Raw genomic sequence first — 19,331 nt, forward strand, 5'->3', positions numbered from 1 at the left:
TGCCGGGATGAACTCGATCCAGCCCGATTCCCAGGGCGCGCCCGCCGATGACGCGCCGCCCTTCTCCGGCCTCACGCCCGAGCGCGTGCTCGATGCGCTCGACAGCGTGCTGCTTCCCACGGGCACGCGCACCGATGGCCGCCTGCTGCCCCTCAACAGCTACGAAAACCGCGTGTATCAGGTGGGCGTCGAAGATGGCGCGCCGGTGGTCGCCAAGTTTTATCGTCCGAAACGCTGGTCGAATGCGGCCATTCTCGAAGAACACGCGTTCGTCGCCGAGCTCGTTGCGCGCGAAATTCCGGCAGTTCCGGCGCGCGTGCTCGAAGGCGCGACGCTGCACGAATTCGAGGGTTTTCGGTTTTCGATCTTCGAGCGGCGCGGCGGACGCGCGCCCGATCTCGACCGCAGCGATACGCTCGAATGGCTCGGGCGCTTCATCGGGCGCATTCATGCGGTGGGCGGGATCGAGCCTTATCGCGAGCGGCCGACGCTCGATATCGACACGTTCGGCCACGAGCCGCGCGACTTTCTGCTGACGCACGCCTTCGTCCCCGACGATGTGCGCGAAGCCTGGGAAACCGTCGTATCGATGGCGCTGGAAGGCGTCGCGCATTGCTTCGACCGCGCGGGCGACGTGCGGCATTTGCGCGTGCACGGCGACTGTCATCCGAGCAATGTGTTGTGGACCGACGCGGGTCCGCATTTCGTCGATTTCGACGATAGCCGCATGGCCCCGGCGATCCAGGACCTATGGCTGCTGCTTCCAGCGGGACGGGCGGACGCATCGCGCGCGCTCACGGATTTGCTCGCCGGCTACGAAGATTTCTGCGAGTTCGATCCGCGCGAGCTGCATCTGGTCGAAGCCTTGCGTACGCTGCGGCTAATCCACTATTCCGCGTGGCTCGCGCGGCGCTGGAACGATCCGGCGTTTCCCGCCGCCTTCCCGTGGTTCAACACGCAGCGCTATTGGGAAGACCGCATCCTCGAATTGCGCGAGCAAGTCGGCGCGATGCAGGAAGGGCCGCTCTGGCCCGTCTGAAATTTTTCGTGACATTCACGAACTGTCAGGCAATCGCAAACCATTGAAAAGTGCTTTTGCGCATGTAATGATAACAATTCTCATTTGCCCGCCTTTCGTCGATTGCTGCGCGTTCATTCGCGACTAGCGGATCGGGGCGCGGCTTTGCCTGCCAACGCCCGAATTCTGGAGAGACGCGTGAACGCGCCTGAAACCCTCAATCCGCAGCCGCCCACGACGAGCGGCCCGACGCACTATCGTCCGCACGGGCGCCTCATCGACGATGCCGAGCAATTCGTGCGCAAAAACCGCTCGCGCCGCTCGACGTTCCTGAAGTGGCTGCGCAAGGTGCACGGCTGGATCGGCTTGTGGGGCGCGCTGCTTGGTCTGCTTTTCGGGACGACGGGCTTTCTGCTGAATCACCGCGCGCCGCCGCTGCGCATTTCCACCGGCGAGCCGCAGGTTTCGCAGATGCAGATGCCGCTGCCTGCCGACGGCTTCAAGACACCGCGCGACATGGGCGCGTGGCTGAAGAAGGAATTGAAGATCGAAGGCAATCTCGGGCGCACGCGCCGCGAGCCGGCGCATCCGGTCGGCTGGGGCGACAAGACCACGATGCAGCCGGAGCAATGGTCGGTGATGGTCGCATCGCCGGGCGGCAGCGTGATGGCCGAGTATTGGGTGGGCAATAACTTCGTGTCGGTGAAACGCACCGAAAACACCTTCCTCGCGATGATGACCAACCTGCACAAGGGCGTGGGGCTCAGCGTGGGCTGGGTGCTGCTCATCGATACGTTCGCGGGCAGCATCATTCTGCTTTCACTGACGGGTGTGCTGCTGTGGACGGAGTTGAACAAGAAACGCACGGCGGGCGTGGTGATCGTGGCGGCATCGCTGATCGCGGCGATTGTTTGCGGGTTGATGTGATTCCCGGTTACGCGGCGCGCTTTCCCTTCCCCCGGTTATGCCGCGTAAGCCACAAATAAAGCCCGCTCCCCAGCACGACGATCGTCAGCACATCGAACGCCGCCCAGAAGATCTTGAGCGGCATCCCGCCGAAATCGCCGAAATGCAGCGGCTGCGAGCCGAGCAGCACCTTCAGATACCACGGCAACTCACGTGCGTCGGTGAGCGCGCCCGTCGATGCGTCGACGAGCACCGGCCGCAGCATGCGCGTCGTGAGGATACCGTCGCCGCGCATCCACACCGCATAGTGATGCGGGCTGGCAAAACGCGTCCCCGGAAACGCGACGAACGACGGAATCATGTCCGGCGCGACCTGCCGCGCGGTCTTCACGGCGTCATCGACTGAAGCGCGCACGGTCACCGGCGGCTGCCCGCGATACGGCGCGACCATCTGCGCGAGCTGGTCGTTGCGCCACGCTTCGAGCATCAGATCGGCGAGCGTGTTGATCGATCCGGTCGCGCCGACGAGCAACGCCCACGCAAGCGTCAACATGCCGATCGCGTTGTGCCAGTCGAGCCAGACGACTCGCCGCTTCTTTTTCAGGCGCACGCGCCCCAGACCGACCTTGCGCCAGAACGGCAAATACACGACGACGCCCGACACGATCGCGGCAAGAAACACCACACCCATCGCGCCGAGAAAGAGTTTGCCGAAGAGTCCAGCGAACATGTCGACGTGCAGCTTCAGCAGAACGAACTTGAGCGAACCCTTGCCCGGCGGCATGCCGAGCGGCCGCGCGGTGCGTGCGTCGACGGTCGTGCTCAACGTATCGTCGGGCGGCGTGTCGGCGTGCGGCGCCGTGACGACGATCGGCAAGAGCGGGTCATCCGGCTCCCAGATCATGTATTGCGGCACATGTCCGGGATGCCCCGCAAGCGCGGCGCGCAGCACGGCGTCGTAGCTCGCGCGCGCATTTGCCTGCGATGCAGGCAGCTCGGGCGCTTCGATCGCATCGCCGGTAAGGATGTCGAGCTCGTGGCCGAACACGAGCGGCAGCCCGGTCAGACACAGCAGCAACATGAACGCCGTGCACACGAGACTCGTCCAGCGATGCACGATCGACCAGATGCGCAGCGCGCGCTGGCTCATGTGGCGCCGGGCCGTATGTTCGTCGGCGACGCGAGGCGATGCGGCCGACGCGACAGCGCGCCGGTCGTCGCCGGTCAAAACCTTGCCGGGCATTCGATGAAGACGTTGAACTGAGAGGAAAAGGCTTCGCGTCAGCCGATCCGGCCGAGCAAATGAGAACGATTATTATATAGCCGTGCGACGCACTCAGACGCCGCACACCTCGCCTTTCCCCGCGACCTCGCGCGCCGCCTTCGCGCCTTCGACCTGAAGCAGTTCGGGCAACGACACGCCGTTCTTCGCCGCCGTCACCTCCGCGAGGATCGACACGGCGATCTCCGGCGGCGTCCTGCTGCCGATATAGATTCCCACCGGCCCGTGCAGCCGCGCGAGCTCGGCTTCGCTCAGATCGAACTCCTTCAGACGCTCGCGACGCGCCGCGTTATTGCGCCGCGAACCGAGCGCGCCGACATAGAACGCGGGCGTCTTCAACGCTTCCATCAGCGCGAGATCATCGAGTTTGGGATCATGCGTGAGCGCGATCACCGCGCAGCGCTCGTCGAGCTTCATGTCCATGACGGTGTCGTCGGGCATGGAGCGCACGATCGTCGTGCCCGGCACGTTCCACTCTTCCGTGTATTCCTCGCGCGGATCGCAGACGGTGACCTGATAGTCCAGCCCGACCGCGATGCTGCACAGATAGCGCGACAACTGCCCCGCGCCGATCACCAGCATGCGATAGCGTGGACCGTGAATCGTCAGGAGCCGCTCGTCGTCGAAAAGGACGCCATCGGTGGCTTGCGCGGGTTCGAGGCGCACGCCGCCCGTCGCCATGTCGAGAATGCGCGCGACGAGCCTGCCGCTCTCAACCGTCGCGCACAGCTCGGCGATGCCGCTCGACATCGTCAAAGGTTCCAGCACGAGCTGGATCGTACCGCCGCACGGCAGGCCGAAGCGATGCGCTTCTTCCGCGCTGATGCCGTACTTCACCGCCTCCGGCTTCGTCTGCTCGATGCCCCGCTGCCGCACGCGATCGATGAGATCGTCCTCGATACATCCGCCCGACACCGAGCCGACGACGTGACCATCGCCTCGCACGGCGAGCATCGCACCTTCGGGCCGCGGCGACGAACCCCACGTCTTCACCACCGTCACGAGCAACACGCGATGCCCCTCTTCGAGCCATCGCGCGCTGTTCTTCAGGACTTCGAGATCCACGCTGTCCATGATTTCTTCCCTTTCTCCTGCCCTTCCTGCACTTCTCCGCCGTTTTCATCGGCGGCAGCTGCATCCTGTGATTCCGGCGCGCCCTGCAACTGCGCGCCGAACCGCTTGAAAAATTCACCCGCAATCTTACGCGCCGCGCCGTCGACGAGCCGGGAGCCGATTTGCGCGAGCTTGCCGCCGACCTGCGCGTTCGCACTGTAGCTGAGCTTCGTCGTGTCGGCCTCGTCGCCGGGTTCGAGGTTCACGGTCGCGCTGCCCTTGCTGAAGCCGGCCGCGCCGCCCTGCCCTTCGAACACGATCGTGTAAGTATGCGGAGCATCGATATTCGTGAGCTCCATTCTGCCCTTGAAGCGCGCCTTCACCGGTCCGACCGCCGCCGTCATCGCGACGTTGTAGGCATTCTCGCCGTCGGCGTCGATGCTGTCGCAGCCCGGAATGCAGGCCTTCAGGATCGACGTGTCGTTGAGCGCTTCCCACGCGCGCGCCTGCGGCACCGGCAACGTGTGTGTTTCGGTCAGTTCCATCGCGGTGCTCCCAGTGGCTTGTGTTGCGACAGGACGGCGAGTTCGCGGCCCACGGCGCCGAGGCTGTCGAGGTTATGGGCCGCGAGCATCGCATCGACGTGCGGCAGGATCGCGCGCACGCCTCGCGCGCGCGGCGTGAAATCGGCGAAGCGCAACAACGGATTGAGCCACACGAGCCGATGCGCGAAGCGTCTGAGCCGCTGCATCTCGGCGTCGAGCACGTCGATGGCTTCGTGATCGAGGCCATCGGTGACGAGCAGCACCGTCGCCCGACCTGCCAGCACGCGGCGCGCCCAGCGTCGATTGAACTCCGCGAGCGTCGCGCCGATGCGCGTGCCGCCCGACCAGTCCGCCACGTTCTGCCCGAGCGCCGCGATGGCGACATCGGGATCGCGTTCGCGCAATGCGCGCGTCGCGTTGGTCAGGCGCGTGCCGAACAGGAATACCTGCAGGCGCTCGCGCGACTGCAAAAGCGCGTGGCAGAAATAGAGCACGGCGCGCGAGTACGCGCTCATCGATCCGGATATGTCGAGCAGCAAGACGAGCGGCGGCCTGCGCTCGACCGCCGCGCGATACTTCCACACGGTCCAGTCGCCGCCCGAGCGCACGGCATGACGCGCGCTTTCCTTGAGATCGGCGTGCGTGCCGCGCGATGCCGCCTTCAGCCTGCGCGTAGGCTCCGTCGCGAGCGGCATGCGGTGCGCGCGGATCTGATGCCGCAGCGTGCGCCATTCGTCGGCGCTGAGCGTATCGAAATCGCGGTGACTCAGCCGTTCCTGCGAACTGAACGTGATGCGCGCGTGCGCCTCTTCCGGTTTCGATTCCGACGTCTGCGCCTTCGATGCCGCGGCGCGCGCCGCCAGCGCATCGGCGAGACGGTTGTTGCGCTTCGGCGGCGGTATGCCGCCCTTCACCTTCGGCAGCAACAGCGCGCGCAGCTTGCCTTCCCAATCGGGATCGCGCCAGAAGAGATCGAATGCGGCGTCGAAGATATCGCGTTCGTCGCTCGCGTGAACGAGCAGGCACGCGAGCGTCGCGCGCACGTCGTCGCGGCGGTTCAGATCGACGAAGCGCAGCGCATCGAGCGCGTCCACCGCGTGAGCGGGCGACATGCCGAGACCCGCGCCCCGCAGGAGCCTCACGAAGTGCACGACGTTGCGGGCGAACGGTTGCATCGTCATGGCGTGGCGGAGAGGCAGTGCGCGAGCGTGTCGGCGTCCATGCGCGCGAGATCGTCCTGATACTTCAGCAGCACGCCGAGCGTGTCCTGAACCGATTGCGGATCGAGCTCCGACACCGACAACGCCGCGAGCGCGCGGCACCAGTCGATCGTCTCCGCGACGCCCGGCGCCTTGAACAGATCCAGCGTGCGCAACGCGTGCACGAACTCGACGGCGCGCTTCTGCAAAGCCTGCCCCGCTTCCGGCGCGCGCGCCGCGACGATCGCGAGTTCCACGTCCCGCTCGGGATAACCGATCCACTGATAGAGACAGCGGCGCTTCAACGCATCGTGCACTTCGCGCGTGCGGTTCGACGTCATCACGACGAGCGGCGGCCGCGCCGCGCGCACCGTGCCGTACTCCGGAATCGATACCTGAAAGTCCGACAGCAATTCGAGCAGGAAGGCTTCGAACGGCTCGTCGGCGCGATCGATTTCGTCGATCAGCAACACGCGGCGCGCGTCGGGATTCGCGGGATCGGGCAGCAACGCCTGAAGCAAGGGACGCTTCAGCAGAAACTCGCCGCGATACAGCGAATCGTTCGACGGCGTTTCACCCGATGCCTCCGCGAGCCGCAGCGCCATGATCTGCCGCGGATAGTCCCACTCGTAGAGCGCGCTCGCCGTATCGAGTCCTTCGTAACATTGCAGGCGCAACAACGTGGTGCCGCACAGGCCCGCCGCCGCTTTCGCGAGCTCGGTCTTGCCGACGCCCGGCTCGCCTTCGAGAAACAGCGGCCGCTGCATCCTGAACGCGAGAAAGAGCGCCGTCGCGAGTTCGCGGTTCGCGAAGTACTGATGCTCGCGCAGACGCGCGAGCGTATCGTCGATGGAAGCGGGCTCGCCCTGCATCGCGATCAGAAGGACATCGCGCGCTCGATCGCGCGGCCCGCGAGCACCGGAATCAGATGCGCGCGATATTCGGCGCTCGCGTGCATGTCCGAGTTCAGTTCGTCGGGCAGGATCTTGACGCCGCGCGCCGATGCCACCGAAAAGTCCTTCGACAACGCCGCTTCCAGCTCGGCCGGCCGAAACACCGACGAGGCCGCGCCCGTCACGCCGACGCGCACGCCATCCTTGAACTTCGCGACGAACACGCCGACGAGCGCAAAGTGCGATGCCGGGTTGCGAAACTTCTCGTAGCCCGCGCGCTCGGCGAGCGGAAACTCGACGGCCGTGATGAGTTCATCGGGTTCGAGCGCGGTCGTGTACATGTCGATGAAGAAATCGTCCGCGCCGATGCGCCGCCTGTCCGTCACGACGGTCGCGTTCAGCGCGAGCACGGCGGACGGATAGCACGCCGCCGGATCGTCGTTCGCGAGCGAGCCGCCGATCGTCCCGCGCTCGCGCACCTGTCGATCGCCGATGCGGCTCGCGAGGTCCGCGAGGCCCGGCAGCGCCTTTTTCACGTCGGCGTTCGACGCGACGTCCGCATGGCACACCGCGCCGCCGATGGTGAGTTTGTCGCCATCGAGCGTGACGCTTTTCATCGACGCGATGCGCGTCACGTCGATCAGCGCCGATGGCTGCGCGAGACGCAGGCGCATCGTCGGCAGAAGGCTCTGGCCGCCCGCGAGAAACTTGGCGTCGCCGTCCGCGCCGAGCGCCGCGACCGCCGCTTTCGCTTCGTCGGCCTTTTGATAATCGAACGAATACATGTCGGTCCCCTCAGGCGTTTTGAGCAGCGTTGTGCATCGCGGTCCAGACGCGGTGCGGCGTCGCGGGCATCTGCAAATCCTTCACGCCGACCGGCGCGAGCGCATCGAGAATCGCGTTGATGACCGCCGGCGGCGAGCCGATCGCGCCCGCCTCGCCGCAACCCTTCACGCCGAGCGGGTTATGCGTGCACGGCGTGCCCTTCGCGGTCTCGACGGTGAAGCTCGGCAGATCGATCGCGTGCGGCATCGCGTAATCCATGAACGAGCCGGACAGCAACTGGCCGGTGCTGTCGTCGTAGACGCAGCGTTCCAGCATCGCCTGGCCGATGCCCTGCCCGAGCCCGCCATGCACCTGTCCTTCGACGATCATCGGGTTGATCACGTTGCCGAAGTCATCGACCGCCGTGAACTTCTGGATGCGCGTTTCGCCCGTGTCCTGATCGACTTCGACTTCGCACACATACGCGCCCGACGGATAGGTGAAGTTGGTCGGATCGTAGAACGCGTTTTCGTTGAGGCCCGGCTCCATCGTTTCGAGCGGGAAGTTGTGCGGCACGTACGCGGCGAGCGATACATCGACGAAGGTCTTCGTGCGATCCGTGCCCGCGACGCTGAATATGCCGTTCTTGAACTCGATGTCCTCCGCCGCCGCTTCGAGCAGGTGCGCGGCGATCTTCTTCGCCTTCGCTTCGACCTTGTCGAGCGCCTTCATGATCGCCGAGCCGCCGACTGAGATCGAGCGCGAGCCGTACGTGCCCATGCCGAACGGAATGCGGCCGGTATCGCCGTGAATGATCTCGACGTTCTCGATCGAGACGCCGAGCCGGTCCGCGACGACCTGCGCGAAAGTCGTTTCGTGCCCTTGCCCGTGACTATGCGAGCCGGTGAAGACCGTGACCGAGCCGGTCGGATGAACGCGCACCTCGCCCGCTTCGAAGAGGCCCGCACGCGCGCCGAGCGCGCCCGCCACGTTCGACGGCGCGAGCCCGCAAGCCTCGATGTAGCACGAATAGCCGATGCCGCGCAGCTTGCCGTTCTTCTTCGATTCCTCCTTGCGCGCCGCGAAGCCTTTCACATCGGCGAGTTCGAGCGCGCGATCGAGACACGCGTCGTAATCGCCGGTGTCGTAGGTGAGACCGACCGGCGTCGCGTACGGAAACTCGCGGATGAAGTTGCGGCGGCGCAATTCGACCGGATCGATGTTCAGCTCGCGCGCCGCCGTTTCCACGAGGCGTTCGACGACATACGTCGCTTCCGGACGGCCCGCGCCGCGATATGCATCGACGGGCACCGTGTTCGTGAACACGGCTTTGACTTCGGCGTAGATCGCGGGTGTCGTGTACTGACCGGCGAGCAGCGTTGCATAGAGCACGGTCGGAATCGACGATGCGAACGTCGACAGATACGCGCCCATGTTCGCCGTCGTGTGCACGCGCATGCCGATGAACTTGCCGTCCTTGTCCAGCGCGAGCTCGGCTTTGGTCACGTGATCGCGGCCGTGCGCGTCGGAGAGGAATGCTTCGGAACGCTCGGCGGTCCACTTGATCGGCCGCCCGACTTTCTTCGATGCCCACGTTAGCGCGACATCTTCCGGATACAGGAAAATCTTCGAGCCGAAGCCGCCGCCCACATCCGGCGCGATCACGCGCAGTTTCGATTCCGGCAGTTGCAGCACGAACGCCGCCATCAGCAAACGCTCGACGTGCGGATTCTGATTCGCGACATAGACCGTGTAGCTGTCGTCGTGCCTCGAATAGCTCGCGTTGACGGCGCGCGGCTCGATCGCGTTCGGCATGAGGCGCTGGTTCACGATATCGAGCGTCGTCACGTGCGCGGCCTGCGCGAACGCGGCGTCGGTCTTCGCCTTGTCGCCGTGGCCCCAGTTGTAGCAGACGTTGTTCGGCACGCTGTCGTGCACGAGCGGCCGGCCGGCATCCGATGCGCTTCCGGTATCGACGGTCGCGGGCAGTTCGTCGTAGTCGACTTCGATCAGTTCGAGCGCGTCCTTTGCCTCCTTCACCGATTCCGCGACGACGAGCGCCACCTGATCGCCCACATGTAGCACCTTGTCGTGCGCGATGACGGGATGCGGCGGCTCGTGCATCGGCGAGCCGTCGGTGCTGTGGATGAGCCAGCCGCATGGCAGGCCGCCGACGTTCTCGCCCGCCATATCCTTGCCGGTGAAAATGCCGATCACGCCCGGCGACTTCATCGCCGCGTCGATATCGATGCGCTTGATCTTCGCGTGCGCATGCGGCGAGCGCAGGAATACGCCGTAGCTTTGCTGCGGCATCACGACATCGTCGGTGTACTGGCCCGCGCCCGTCAGGAAGCGATAGTCTTCCTTGCGTTTGACGCCGGCGCCGATCAATTTCTGTTGCTCAGGGGCATTCATCGCGGTCTCCTGTTCAAGGCGCGATTCATCGTTTTCGGGAGGGAGTCTGGGTGGCGTTAGGCGCTGGATTTCATCGCCTGCGCGCCCTGGAGAACCGCTTTCACGATGTTGTGATACCCCGTGCAGCGACACAGATTGCCGTCGAGCTGTTCGCGCACGTCTTCCTCGGAAAGATCGGGCGATTGCGTGGCGAGTGCGCACGCGCTCATCACCATGCCGGGGGTACAGAAGCCGCACTGCAAACCGTGACATTCCTTGAAGGCCGCCTGCATCGGATGAAGCTGGCCGTCTTTCGCCATGCCTTCGATGGTTGTCACGCTCATGCCGTCCGCCTGCGCGGCGAGGATGTTGCACGACTTGATCGCGCGGCCGTCGAGATGAACGGTGCACGCGCCGCACTGCGCGGTGTCGCAGCCGATATGCGTGCCGGTGAGCCTGAGTTGATCGCGGAGAAACTGGACGAGAAGCAGATGCGGTTCGACGGTGGCGGTCACGGATTTCCCGTTGACCGTCAGGCTGATGCTGAGCGCCATTTTCACTGTCTCCTAGGGGATGACCAGCTTCACGCCACGCACCGCCTACTGCCGCCGTGAGCGTTCAGCCGGATTTGGTGTTATGTGTTTGTGACATCGAGTAAAACACAAATCGGCGGGCCTCGCTATCGGCGCGAACGTCCGTCCCATATTCACGGAAACTCGGCCGCAAAAGCAAAGCGCCGCCTCTCGGGCGGCGCTTTCGCGAGGAACGACGACGCTCAGTGCGTCACGGTTTCACGCTTCTTCTGCGTGGCGGAGGCGGCGGCGTGCGGCGCTTCGAGCGGCGCGCGTCCGAGCACGGAGTGACGGCGCGAGTACGCGAAGTAGATCGCGAGGCCGATCACCAGCCACACCGCGAACGCGATCCACGTCATCGCCTGAAGATTCGCCATCAGGAACAGGCACGACGCCACGGCAAGAACGGGCACCACGGGCACGCCCGGGCAGCGGAACGCGCGCGGCAGTTCCGGATGCGTGCGGCGCAGGATCAGCACGGCGATGGAGACCATCGAGAACGCGGCGAGCGTGCCGATGTTGACCAGTTCGGCGAGCACGTTGAGCGGCACGAGCGCGCCGATCAGCCCGAAGAAGATGCCGACGATCCATGTCGTGAAGAACGGCGTCGCGAAGCGCGGATGCACCTTCGACAGCCGCGCGGGCAAAAGGCCGTCGCGCGACATCGCGTAGATGACGCGCGTCTGGCCGTAGCTCATCACGAGAATCACGGTGAGCATGCCGAGCACGGCGCCGAGATCGATGAAGCCCGCGACCCAGTTCTGTCCCGCCATTTGAAGCGCGAACGAGACCGGATGCGGATTGTTCGCGAACTGCGCTGCCGGCACGATACCCGTCACGACAGCGGCGACCGCCACGTACAGCACCGCGCACACCGCGAGCGACGAGATGATGCCGATCGGCAGATCGCGCTTCGGATTCTTCACTTCCTCCGCCGCCGACGACACCGAATCGAAGCCGATGAACGCGAAGAACATCACCGCCGCCGCGCCGAACACGCCGGACCAGCCGTGCGGCATGAACGGATGCCAGTTCGCCGGCTTGACATGGAACACGCCCACGGCGATCACGAGCAGCACGACCGTCACCTTGATCGCGACCATGATGTTGTTGATGCGCGTGGATTCCTTCACGCCGACTGACAGCAGCGCGGTGATCGCCATCATCACGAGAAACGCGGGAAGATTGAAGAGCGTCGCATGGCCGGGCAGCGCGCCGGGCGCGGCGGACAGGGCCGTCGGCAGCGAAATGCCGAAGCCCGACAGCAGCGATTGCAGATAGCCCGACCATCCGACCGACACCGCCGACGTCGCGAGCCCGTACTCGAGCATCAGATCCCAGCCGATGATCCACGCCGCGAGTTCGCCGAGCGTCGCGTACGAATAGGTGTAGATGGAGCCGGCGACGGGAATCGTCGAGGAAAATTCGGCGTACGCGAGGGCGGCGAAACAGCACGCGATCGCCGCGACGATGAACGAAATCATGAGCGCCGGACCGGCTTGCACGGCGCCGGTGCCGGTCAGCACGAAAATCCCCGTGCCGATGATGGCCCCGATCCCGAGAAAACTGAGATCGAGGGCGCCGAGCGTCTTCTTGAGCGACGTGCTGTGCGCGCCGGCCAGCATGTGCTCGATATTTTTCTTGCGGAACAACGACATTGCGATGAGTCTCCTTCTGGCGCGCGCGGGCGCCCGGCTGCGGGAAAACCCGACATTTTATCGGAGACTCGAAGATTGCCCGGTTATCGGGCACGCGACGCAATGTTGCGGTGATTTGCTACAAATTTATCTTGATTAAGATAAAGCTATCCCGCGATCGCCGGGTTCATATCGACGAGACGGTTGCTCATCACATAGAACGTAAGCTCGGCGTTATTGGCGAGCTTCATCTTCTCCAACAACCGCGCGCGATAAACGCTCACCGTTTTAACTGACAGCGATAAAGCGAGAGCGATATCGGTCAGCCGCTTGCCCGACGCCAGCATGCAAAGCGTCTGATATTCGCGGTCCGACAGCTTTTCGTGCGGAAGGCGGTCGGTGTCGAGCGAAACGTAGGTCGCGAGCGCTTCGGCCATTTCCGGGCTCACATACTTGCGGCCCGCCGCGACCTGCTGGATCGCGCCGATCATCAGCGCGGGGTCCGCCGTCTTCGACAAATAACCCGACGCGCCAGCCTTCAGCGCGCGGACCGCGTATTGATCCTCCCGGTACATCGAGAACATCAGCACGGGCAAACGCGGGTTTTCGCGCTTGAGACGCTTGAGCACGTCGATACCATTGACGTCCGGCAGCGAGATATCGAGCATCGCGACATCGAGCGGACGGCGCGCGGCCAGCGCGAGCGCCTGCATGCCGGTCTCAGCCTCGGACACTTCGGATGCAACGCCGCGTTCCAGCAGCAATTGCGCGACGCCGCGGCGTACGATGGCGTGGTCGTCGGCGAGCAGAATTCGGAGCATCGCGGGCGGCCTCAGGCGCTGAACACGTGCAGCGAGCCGAGCGTGAAAAGACCGGGACGCGCCGCGGACCACGGCAGACGCGCGCGCACGCATGCGCCGACGGGCTTCGCCGCCGCGACGCGCAGAGTGCCGCCGAGCGCCTCGCAACGCGCGCGCATCCCCGAGAGACCGAAGCGCCCGCTCTTGCGCCGCGCGGCCGCGCTGATGCCGACGCCGTCGTCGGTGACGGTGAGCGTCACGCCCTGGCCGTCGAGCGAAACGGTCACGCTCGTGTGCGCGGCCTGCGCGTGACGCGCGACGTTGCCGAGCGCTTCCTGCATCACGCGAAAGAGCGCGAGCGACATGTCGTGCGACATGCGATCCAGCCGCGCATCGTCGGGACAGGAGAAATCGACGGAAATCGCCGTGCGGGCGCCGAAGCTCGCGATCCAGTCGGTAAGCGTGGCGGCGAAGTTCGCGTCGAAGGCCGGCGTCTGCAGCCCCTCGACGATGCGATGGCTCGTCTCGCAGACTTCCGCAAGCGCCGCGCGCGCCTGAAGCAGCGCGTCGCCGAACGCGGCGGGCGCGTCGGTGGGCAGGCGATGCTCGGCGCGCGCGAGCGCGAGACTGGCGACGGTGAGCGCGGCGCCGGTTCCGTCATGGAAATCCTGCGCAAGCGCCTGACGCGCGCGCTCTTCCGTGACGGCGAGCAGCGCGGCGAGTTCCTGGACGCGGGCGGCGAGGCGCTGGATCTGACGATCGCCCTTGAGCTTGGCGTCGATCAGCGCGGAATACGGAGAGGCAAACGACGCGCCGGAGCGTTCCGGCAACGGTGACGGAACCCCGCGCAGCGGGGCGCGGCGAATCGGGCTCTCATCGAGCGTGATCGTGGCCGACGGATTCATTCACTATCCTCGCGTTGAGCGCAACTGGAGCTACGTCCTCGGCCAACTCACGAGAGGCGTAACTGAATTTACACTCTGTAACATCGATGACGGACTACACGGTCGTGCGCGCCGTCTCAGCGTAAACGGATCATATCTCAAAAATATTATAAATCCATGTCCGACAAGGCTTCGACGGGTGAACTTCATGTCGTTTACCAAGTTCGCTGCATCTAATGCGTAGGAAAAACACTTACTGGCGACCGCCAATTTGTAACAAGGCGAATTTGGCGCAGGCGAAAAAAAACCGGAGCGCGAGGCTCCGGTCTTTGCGAACGTGCTGTCGTATCGACTCAGCCGACGAACGCCTTTTCCACGACATAGTGGCCAGGATGGTTGTTGCTGCCTTCCTGGAAGCCCATCGAGTCGAGCAACTCGCGGGTGTCGCGCAGCATGTGCGGGCTGCCGCAGAGCATCACGCGATCGTTTTCGATCGAGAACGGCTCGAGCGCGAGATCCGCGAACAGCTTCTTCGTCTCGATCAGATCGGTGATGCGGCCGCGGTTCGCGAATTCTTCGCGCGTGACCGTCGGGTAATACACGAGCTTCTCGGAGACGATTTCGCCGATATGCTCGTGCGCCGGAAGGTGCTCGGTGATGAAATCCTTATACGCGAGTTCATCGACGAAACGGCAGGTGTGCGTTAGCACGATCTTTTCGTAGCGGTCGTAGACGTCCGGATCCTTGATGATCGACATGAACGGCGCGAGGCCGGTGCCGGTCGACAGGAGCCACAGCGTCCTGCCGGGGAGCAGGTTGTCGGCGACGAGCGTGCCCGTCGGCTTCTTGCCGATCAGCACCGAATCGCCCACTTTCAAGTGTTGCAGGCGCGAGGTGAGCGGGCCGTCGGGAACCTTGATGCTCAGAAATTCGAGATGCTCTTCGTAGTTCGCGCTCGCGAGGCTGTAGGCGCGCAGAAGCGGCTTGCCCTCGACTTCGAGACCCACCATCGTGAACTGGCCGTTCTCAAAGCGGAACGAGCTGTCGCGGGTGCAGGTGAAACTGAAAAGCGTGTCGGTCCAGTGATGGACGCTCAGAACGGTTTGAGAATTAAGGTTGCTCATGGCTTCTTGAACTGTGCTCTAACTGTGCGAAAGCGGTGACGCTCTGACGCTCGCGGCTGATTGCAGCCGATGCCACGCCGGGCCGGCGTCGAACATAAAGGGCGCTACGAGGGCGCTGCGCTGCCCGAACAGGACGATCGAATGGTGAAGGTTGCCGATTTGACCCGAAACCCGAGATTCGAAGACAGCGTTTCACGCCGCGCCATGCGTGAAGATCGCGCAAAAAACCAGACAGCCCGGCGCAATCGGCTATTTTAACCCGATAGTCGTTTCGCGGTCCGAACGTCGTTTCGGCGGCAAAGGCGCGCACGTGCGCCTCGTGGGCGAACGTGCGTGCTGAAGAAATGCGCTTTCGGCTGGCTGCACGGACGGCGGCCTGAATTGGCTGCGATCGCAATCGCTGCCGACAAGCCGCCGAGCCCGCATGATAGCAACGGATGCCGTCCTATCCCGAAATACCCTTCTGCCGAAAGGCTCGGCGCGTCAGACGCGTTGATCCGTCGAAGGTTTTTCCCACAGGTTGATGCCGCCTTCCTGCGCGTGCTGGTCGATCTCCGCGAGCTCTTCCTTCGTGAACTCGAGGTTCTTCAGCGCGCCGACGTTCTCCGCGACCTGTTCCGGCCGGCTCGCACCGATCAGCACCGAGGTCACGCGCCCGCCGCGCAGCGCCCACGCGAGCGCCATCTGGGCGAGGCTCTGGCCGCGCTTCTGCGCGAGTTCGTTGAGCTTGCGCACGTGCGCGAGATTCGCGTCGCTCAAATGCTCCTGCTTGAGCGAGCCGCCGCCCGGCTTGTTCACGCGCGCGTCCTGCGGCACGCCGTTCAGGTATTTGCTCGTCAGCAGTCCTTGCGCGAGCGGCGTGAACGCGATGCTGCCGGCGCCGACATCGTCGAGCGTGTCGAGCAGTTCTTCCTCGATCCACCGGTTCAGCATGTTGTACGACGGCTGATGGATCAGGAGCGGCACCTTGTGCTCGGCGAGCAGCTTGGCCATTTCACGCGTTTTCGTCGCCGAATACGACGAGATGCCGACGTACAGCGCCTTGCCCGAATGCACGGCGGTCGCGAGGGCGCCGGCGGTTTCTTCGAGCGGCGTATCGGCGTCGAAGCGGTGCGAGTAGAAAATATCGACGTAATCGAGGCCCATGCGCTTCAGGCTCTGATCCAGGCTCGCGAGCACGTACTTGCGCGAGCCGCCGCCCTGACCGTACGGACCGGGCCACATATCCCAGCCCGCTTTCGACGAAATCAGCAGTTCGTCGCGATACGGCCGGAAGTCGTCCTTGAAAATGCGCCCGAAGTTCGCCTCTGCGCTGCCGTACGGCGGGCCGTAGTTGTTCGCGAGATCGAAATGGGTGACGCCGAGATCGAACGCGGCGCGAAGAATGTCGCGTTGCGTGGAGATCGGTGTGGTATCGCCGAAGTTATGCCACAAACCAAGCGACAACGCGGGCAGTTTCAGCCCGCTCCTGCCGCAGGTGCGGTATTGCATCTGCGTATATCGCTCGGACGCTGCTTCGTAGGCCATGACGGATTTCCTCTGCGGATTGCTAATTGATCGGACGGCGACCGACAGGAAACGAGCACGCGCCCGCGCCCTGCCAAGGGCGTCAATGGTAAGCCAATCGGGGCTGAGCGCGCACGGCACGCGCGACGTCCCGTTATTCGGCATCGGCCGGATGGTCAGCAAGGGGAACGATCCAACGCGAATCCGGACCAATGCAGATTCTTTTGCAAGGAGCCTGACCCATGGATTCAATCGACCGACTGCGCCCCGCCTACGATTCCTTCACCGCCATCGCCGTGACTTACGGCATCGACATCTTGTTGGCGCTGCTGATTCTCGCAGTGGGATGGTGGATTTCGAACACCGTCGCGAACGCCATGCGTCGCGCGCTCGCCCGCACCAATGTGGACGCCACGCTCACGCCGGTGCTGGCCAGTCTGGCGATGTGGGCGATCCGCGTCGTCGCCATTGTCGCGGCGCTCGGCAAATTCGGCATCGCCGCGGCCAGCATCCTGACCGTGCTCGGCGCCGCCGGCCTCGCCATCGGCCTCGCGCTGCAAGGCACGCTGCAGAACATCGCGGCCGGTCTGATGCTTCTGCTGCTGCGACCGTTTCGCGTGGGCGATTACATCGAAGGCGTTGGCACGACGGCGGGCACGGTCAACGAGATCGGACTCTTCACGACGCGCCTCACGAAAGCCGACGGCATCGTCATGTTCGTGCCGAACAGCCTCATCTGGGCGAATGCCATCACGAACTACAGCGCGAACGATCGCCGTCGCGTCGTCATCAATTTTCAGGCGCAGCATGGGCTGAAGGTCGAGCACGTGCTCGCGGAATTGCGCAGCCTGATGAGCGAAGATTCGCGCATCGTGCAGGACGGGCCGTCGGCGCCGTGGGTCGCGGTCACCGATTACACGGATACCGGCGTCAAGTACAACCTCGGCGCGTGGACGAACAGGAGCGATCATCAGTACGTGATGGCCGATTTGCTGCGCAAGATCCAGCCCTACACGCGCGAGGAAGCGCAAGCCGCCTGAGCGCAGTGGACGCGCCCGCGCAGACCCGCTAACCTGACGCGCCCTCAAGTTACGAGAACACGATATGACCCGAGCGATTTCCGTTGCGCTGCTTGTCGGCGGCGTCGTGCTGCTGTATTTCGGCGGCCAGTCGTTTCATTCGCTCTCCAACGACGTCGCGCGCTTCTTCACCGGCTCGCCCACGAACAAGACCATCTGGCTGATCGCGGGCGGGATCGTCGCGTCGCTCGCGGGGCTGATCGGCCTCGCGATTCCTTCGAAGCGCTGACCTTCAGACCAGCGGCACTTCCGGTTTCGATGCCGAGCGCGTGCCGGGCAACGCCACGTTGCTCGCGCCGCGATACGTGAACACGAGCGAGAACTTCACCTGATCGGTCAAATTCTTGCCCGCCGAGTGCAACGTGTTGCAGTGGAAGAAGACGACATCGCCCGGTTCCAGTTCGGGCGACACCGCCGTGCGGATCAGCGCGGCGTTCTCGGGCAGATCGGAGCGGAAGAACTTGGCTTCGTCGAAACGATCGGACGTGAACGGCAGCTTGTGCGAAGTCGGCACGAACCACAGCGCGCCGTTATCCACCGTTTCGTCGCCGAGCGCGACCCACGCGGACACCAGATCGTCGCGCTCGAACGCCCAGTAGCGCACATCACGATGCCAGCCGGTCAGGCTGCCGTACGCCGGGTGCTTCGTCATCATGCAGTTGTGATGCGCGCGCGACAGATACGGCGTCTCGCCGAAATACAGCTCCATCCATCCGCGCACGTCGGGCGATGTCGCGAATTCCGCGAAGAGCGGATGTCGCACGTAGGCGTCCAGAAGACGCCGCACCGTATGGCCGCCCGGCGCGTCCTTCGAATCGGGCGCACCGGGATATTTCAGATCGGCCTCGAACTCCAGCGGCGCGGCAGCGTCGGCGAGCTGCTGACGCGCCACCTCGCGCATCGCGTCGCAACGTTCTTTCGTGACGAGCCCCTTCACGATCACGTAGCCTTTTTCGCGCAACTCGCGCACTTGTTCCTTTTTCGATTTCAATGCGTTTTGATCTGACATTTCAGTTCTTGCCTCCAACGGCTTTCGATTTTATTCATGCCGTCGACGCTATACCTAGAATTGGGGCGAATACGACGATTGTAAATCCGGCAGCGCGCGAAGGCCCGTGCGGCAATGCATCGGCTGATTTTTATCAGCAAACGCTTCATAAAACGGCAGGGAAAACGCGGACTTACCCGGGTAATAAAGGTCTTGTACATTGGGCGCGTCATTTCGGTGCAACTAAGCAAACGCCGTTGAATCGAAGCCTTGAACGCTAATTTTGAGACGACTATCGTCGAGTTTGCTTCCACGCAACCGACCTTCCGCTGACATGAACCACCGAATCGCTATTGGCCTGACTCGCGTTGCCTCGCGAGCGGCGCGCCCTGCCCGCCGCGGCATGATCCGCGCGTTGCGCCATCACTCCGCACGCACGCAGGTGCTTGCCGAGCAATTAAAGAACGTGCATCCGGTCGACGGCATCCGGTCGTGGTTCCGTGGTTTCTTCTTCAATTTGCGCGTGCGCGCTGCTTCGCGCCGGGTGTCGTTGCGTGCGCTGCTGCGCCGTCCGGTGCAGTTGCGCGCCCCATCGCCCAAACCGAAGGCCGCCGCGCTGACGAGCCGCCGTCCGCGTCGCGTGTCGGCGAGCAGCGCCGGCTGGTACGCGTTCGCTGCGCGCTGAC

Annotated in this window: 19 protein-coding genes; 5 read left to right on the forward strand and 14 right to left on the reverse strand. The window is 64.2% G+C overall.

What is annotated here, in order from left to right:
* Window positions 1–7 precede the first annotated feature (7 nt).
* On the forward strand, window positions 8–1,039 hold the full coding sequence (locus tag ACEN42_RS00440) for a serine/threonine protein kinase (RefSeq protein ID WP_371880404.1): 1,032 nt from the start codon (window positions 8–10) through the stop codon (window positions 1,037–1,039).
* Between the two features lie 177 nt (window positions 1,040–1,216).
* Complete coding sequence (locus tag ACEN42_RS00445; protein ID WP_187608149.1) at window positions 1,217–1,945, forward strand: PepSY-associated TM helix domain-containing protein; 729 nt, start codon at window positions 1,217–1,219, stop codon at window positions 1,943–1,945.
* Between the two features lie 7 nt (window positions 1,946–1,952).
* On the opposite strand, the gene ACEN42_RS00450 is transcribed toward ACEN42_RS00445, so the two are convergent.
* The 13 genes from ACEN42_RS00450 to mgrA form a co-directional block, all read right to left on the reverse strand.
* Window positions 1,953–3,167, reverse strand: coding sequence for a PepSY-associated TM helix domain-containing protein (locus ACEN42_RS00450; protein WP_371880405.1), 1,215 nt, complete (start codon window positions 3,165–3,167; stop codon window positions 1,953–1,955).
* A 93-nt stretch (window positions 3,168–3,260) separates the two neighbouring features.
* Window positions 3,261–4,280, reverse strand: a complete 1,020-nt coding sequence (locus tag ACEN42_RS00455) for an XdhC family protein (RefSeq protein WP_187608148.1) — start codon at window positions 4,278–4,280, stop codon at window positions 3,261–3,263.
* Window positions 4,253–4,804 carry a CoxG family protein gene (locus ACEN42_RS00460; protein ID WP_187608147.1) on the reverse strand — a complete coding sequence of 184 codons (552 nt, stop codon included), beginning with the start codon at window positions 4,802–4,804 and terminating at the stop codon, window positions 4,253–4,255. The genes ACEN42_RS00455 and ACEN42_RS00460 overlap by 28 nt, the downstream gene beginning before the upstream one ends.
* Window positions 4,795–5,985 carry a VWA domain-containing protein gene (locus ACEN42_RS00465; RefSeq protein WP_371880406.1) on the reverse strand — a complete coding sequence of 397 codons (1,191 nt, stop codon included), beginning with the start codon at window positions 5,983–5,985 and terminating at the stop codon, window positions 4,795–4,797. Before ACEN42_RS00465 ends, ACEN42_RS00460 begins: the two co-directional genes overlap by 10 nt.
* Window positions 5,982–6,875, reverse strand: a complete 894-nt coding sequence (locus tag ACEN42_RS00470; RefSeq protein ID WP_187608145.1) for a MoxR family ATPase — start codon at window positions 6,873–6,875, stop codon at window positions 5,982–5,984. Before ACEN42_RS00470 ends, ACEN42_RS00465 begins: the two co-directional genes overlap by 4 nt.
* Before the next feature lie 5 nt (window positions 6,876–6,880).
* Window positions 6,881–7,681, reverse strand: coding sequence for a xanthine dehydrogenase family protein subunit M (locus tag ACEN42_RS00475; RefSeq protein WP_187608144.1), 801 nt, complete (start codon window positions 7,679–7,681; stop codon window positions 6,881–6,883).
* Between the two features lie 10 nt (window positions 7,682–7,691).
* Window positions 7,692–10,076, reverse strand: coding sequence for a xanthine dehydrogenase family protein molybdopterin-binding subunit (locus ACEN42_RS00480; RefSeq protein WP_371880407.1), 2,385 nt, complete (start codon window positions 10,074–10,076; stop codon window positions 7,692–7,694).
* A gap of 56 nt (window positions 10,077–10,132) precedes the next feature.
* Complete coding sequence (locus tag ACEN42_RS00485) at window positions 10,133–10,609, reverse strand: (2Fe-2S)-binding protein (RefSeq protein WP_187608142.1); 477 nt, start codon at window positions 10,607–10,609, stop codon at window positions 10,133–10,135.
* Between the two features lie 221 nt (window positions 10,610–10,830).
* On the reverse strand, window positions 10,831–12,285 hold the full coding sequence (locus ACEN42_RS00490) for an amino acid permease (protein ID WP_371880408.1): 1,455 nt from the start codon (window positions 12,283–12,285) through the stop codon (window positions 10,831–10,833).
* Window positions 12,286–12,431: 146 nt separating this feature from the next.
* On the reverse strand, window positions 12,432–13,085 hold the full coding sequence (rqpR, locus tag ACEN42_RS00495) for a response regulator transcription factor RqpR (RefSeq protein WP_238285897.1): 654 nt from the start codon (window positions 13,083–13,085) through the stop codon (window positions 12,432–12,434).
* Window positions 13,086–13,096: 11 nt separating this feature from the next.
* Window positions 13,097–13,969: a sensor histidine kinase gene (locus ACEN42_RS00500; RefSeq protein WP_371880409.1), complete on the reverse strand. Its 873-nt coding sequence runs from the start codon at window positions 13,967–13,969 to the stop codon at window positions 13,097–13,099.
* Window positions 13,970–14,301: 332 nt separating this feature from the next.
* Entirely contained in the window at window positions 14,302–15,072 is a 771-nt protein-coding gene (locus ACEN42_RS00505) for a ferredoxin--NADP reductase (protein WP_371880410.1), read from the reverse strand.
* A gap of 483 nt (window positions 15,073–15,555) precedes the next feature.
* Window positions 15,556–16,599 carry an L-glyceraldehyde 3-phosphate reductase gene (gene mgrA / locus ACEN42_RS00510; RefSeq protein WP_238209406.1) on the reverse strand — a complete coding sequence of 348 codons (1,044 nt, stop codon included), beginning with the start codon at window positions 16,597–16,599 and terminating at the stop codon, window positions 15,556–15,558.
* 221 nt (window positions 16,600–16,820) lie between these two features.
* On the opposite strand from mgrA, the gene ACEN42_RS00515 reads away from it, so the two are divergent.
* Window positions 16,821–17,618 carry a mechanosensitive ion channel family protein gene (locus ACEN42_RS00515; RefSeq protein WP_035499470.1) on the forward strand — a complete coding sequence of 266 codons (798 nt, stop codon included), beginning with the start codon at window positions 16,821–16,823 and terminating at the stop codon, window positions 17,616–17,618.
* A gap of 64 nt (window positions 17,619–17,682) precedes the next feature.
* Window positions 17,683–17,886 carry a DUF3185 family protein gene (locus tag ACEN42_RS00520; RefSeq protein ID WP_035499468.1) on the forward strand — a complete coding sequence of 68 codons (204 nt, stop codon included), beginning with the start codon at window positions 17,683–17,685 and terminating at the stop codon, window positions 17,884–17,886.
* Window positions 17,887–17,889: 3 nt separating this feature from the next.
* Here the strand turns inward: ACEN42_RS00520 and ACEN42_RS00525 are convergent, their stop codons facing one another.
* On the reverse strand, window positions 17,890–18,666 hold the full coding sequence (locus ACEN42_RS00525) for a phytanoyl-CoA dioxygenase family protein (protein ID WP_187608137.1): 777 nt from the start codon (window positions 18,664–18,666) through the stop codon (window positions 17,890–17,892).
* Between the two features lie 313 nt (window positions 18,667–18,979).
* Here ACEN42_RS00525 and ACEN42_RS00530 point away from each other — a divergent pair, with 313 nt between their 5' ends.
* A complete protein-coding gene (locus ACEN42_RS00530; RefSeq protein WP_187608136.1) occupies window positions 18,980–19,330 on the forward strand; it encodes a hypothetical protein in 351 nt (116 codons plus the stop codon).
* Window position 19,331 lies beyond the last annotated feature (1 nt).

The sequence above is a fragment of the Caballeronia sp. S22 genome (assembly GCF_964261745.1).
Lineage (GTDB): Bacteria > Pseudomonadota > Gammaproteobacteria > Burkholderiales > Burkholderiaceae > Caballeronia > Caballeronia jiangsuensis.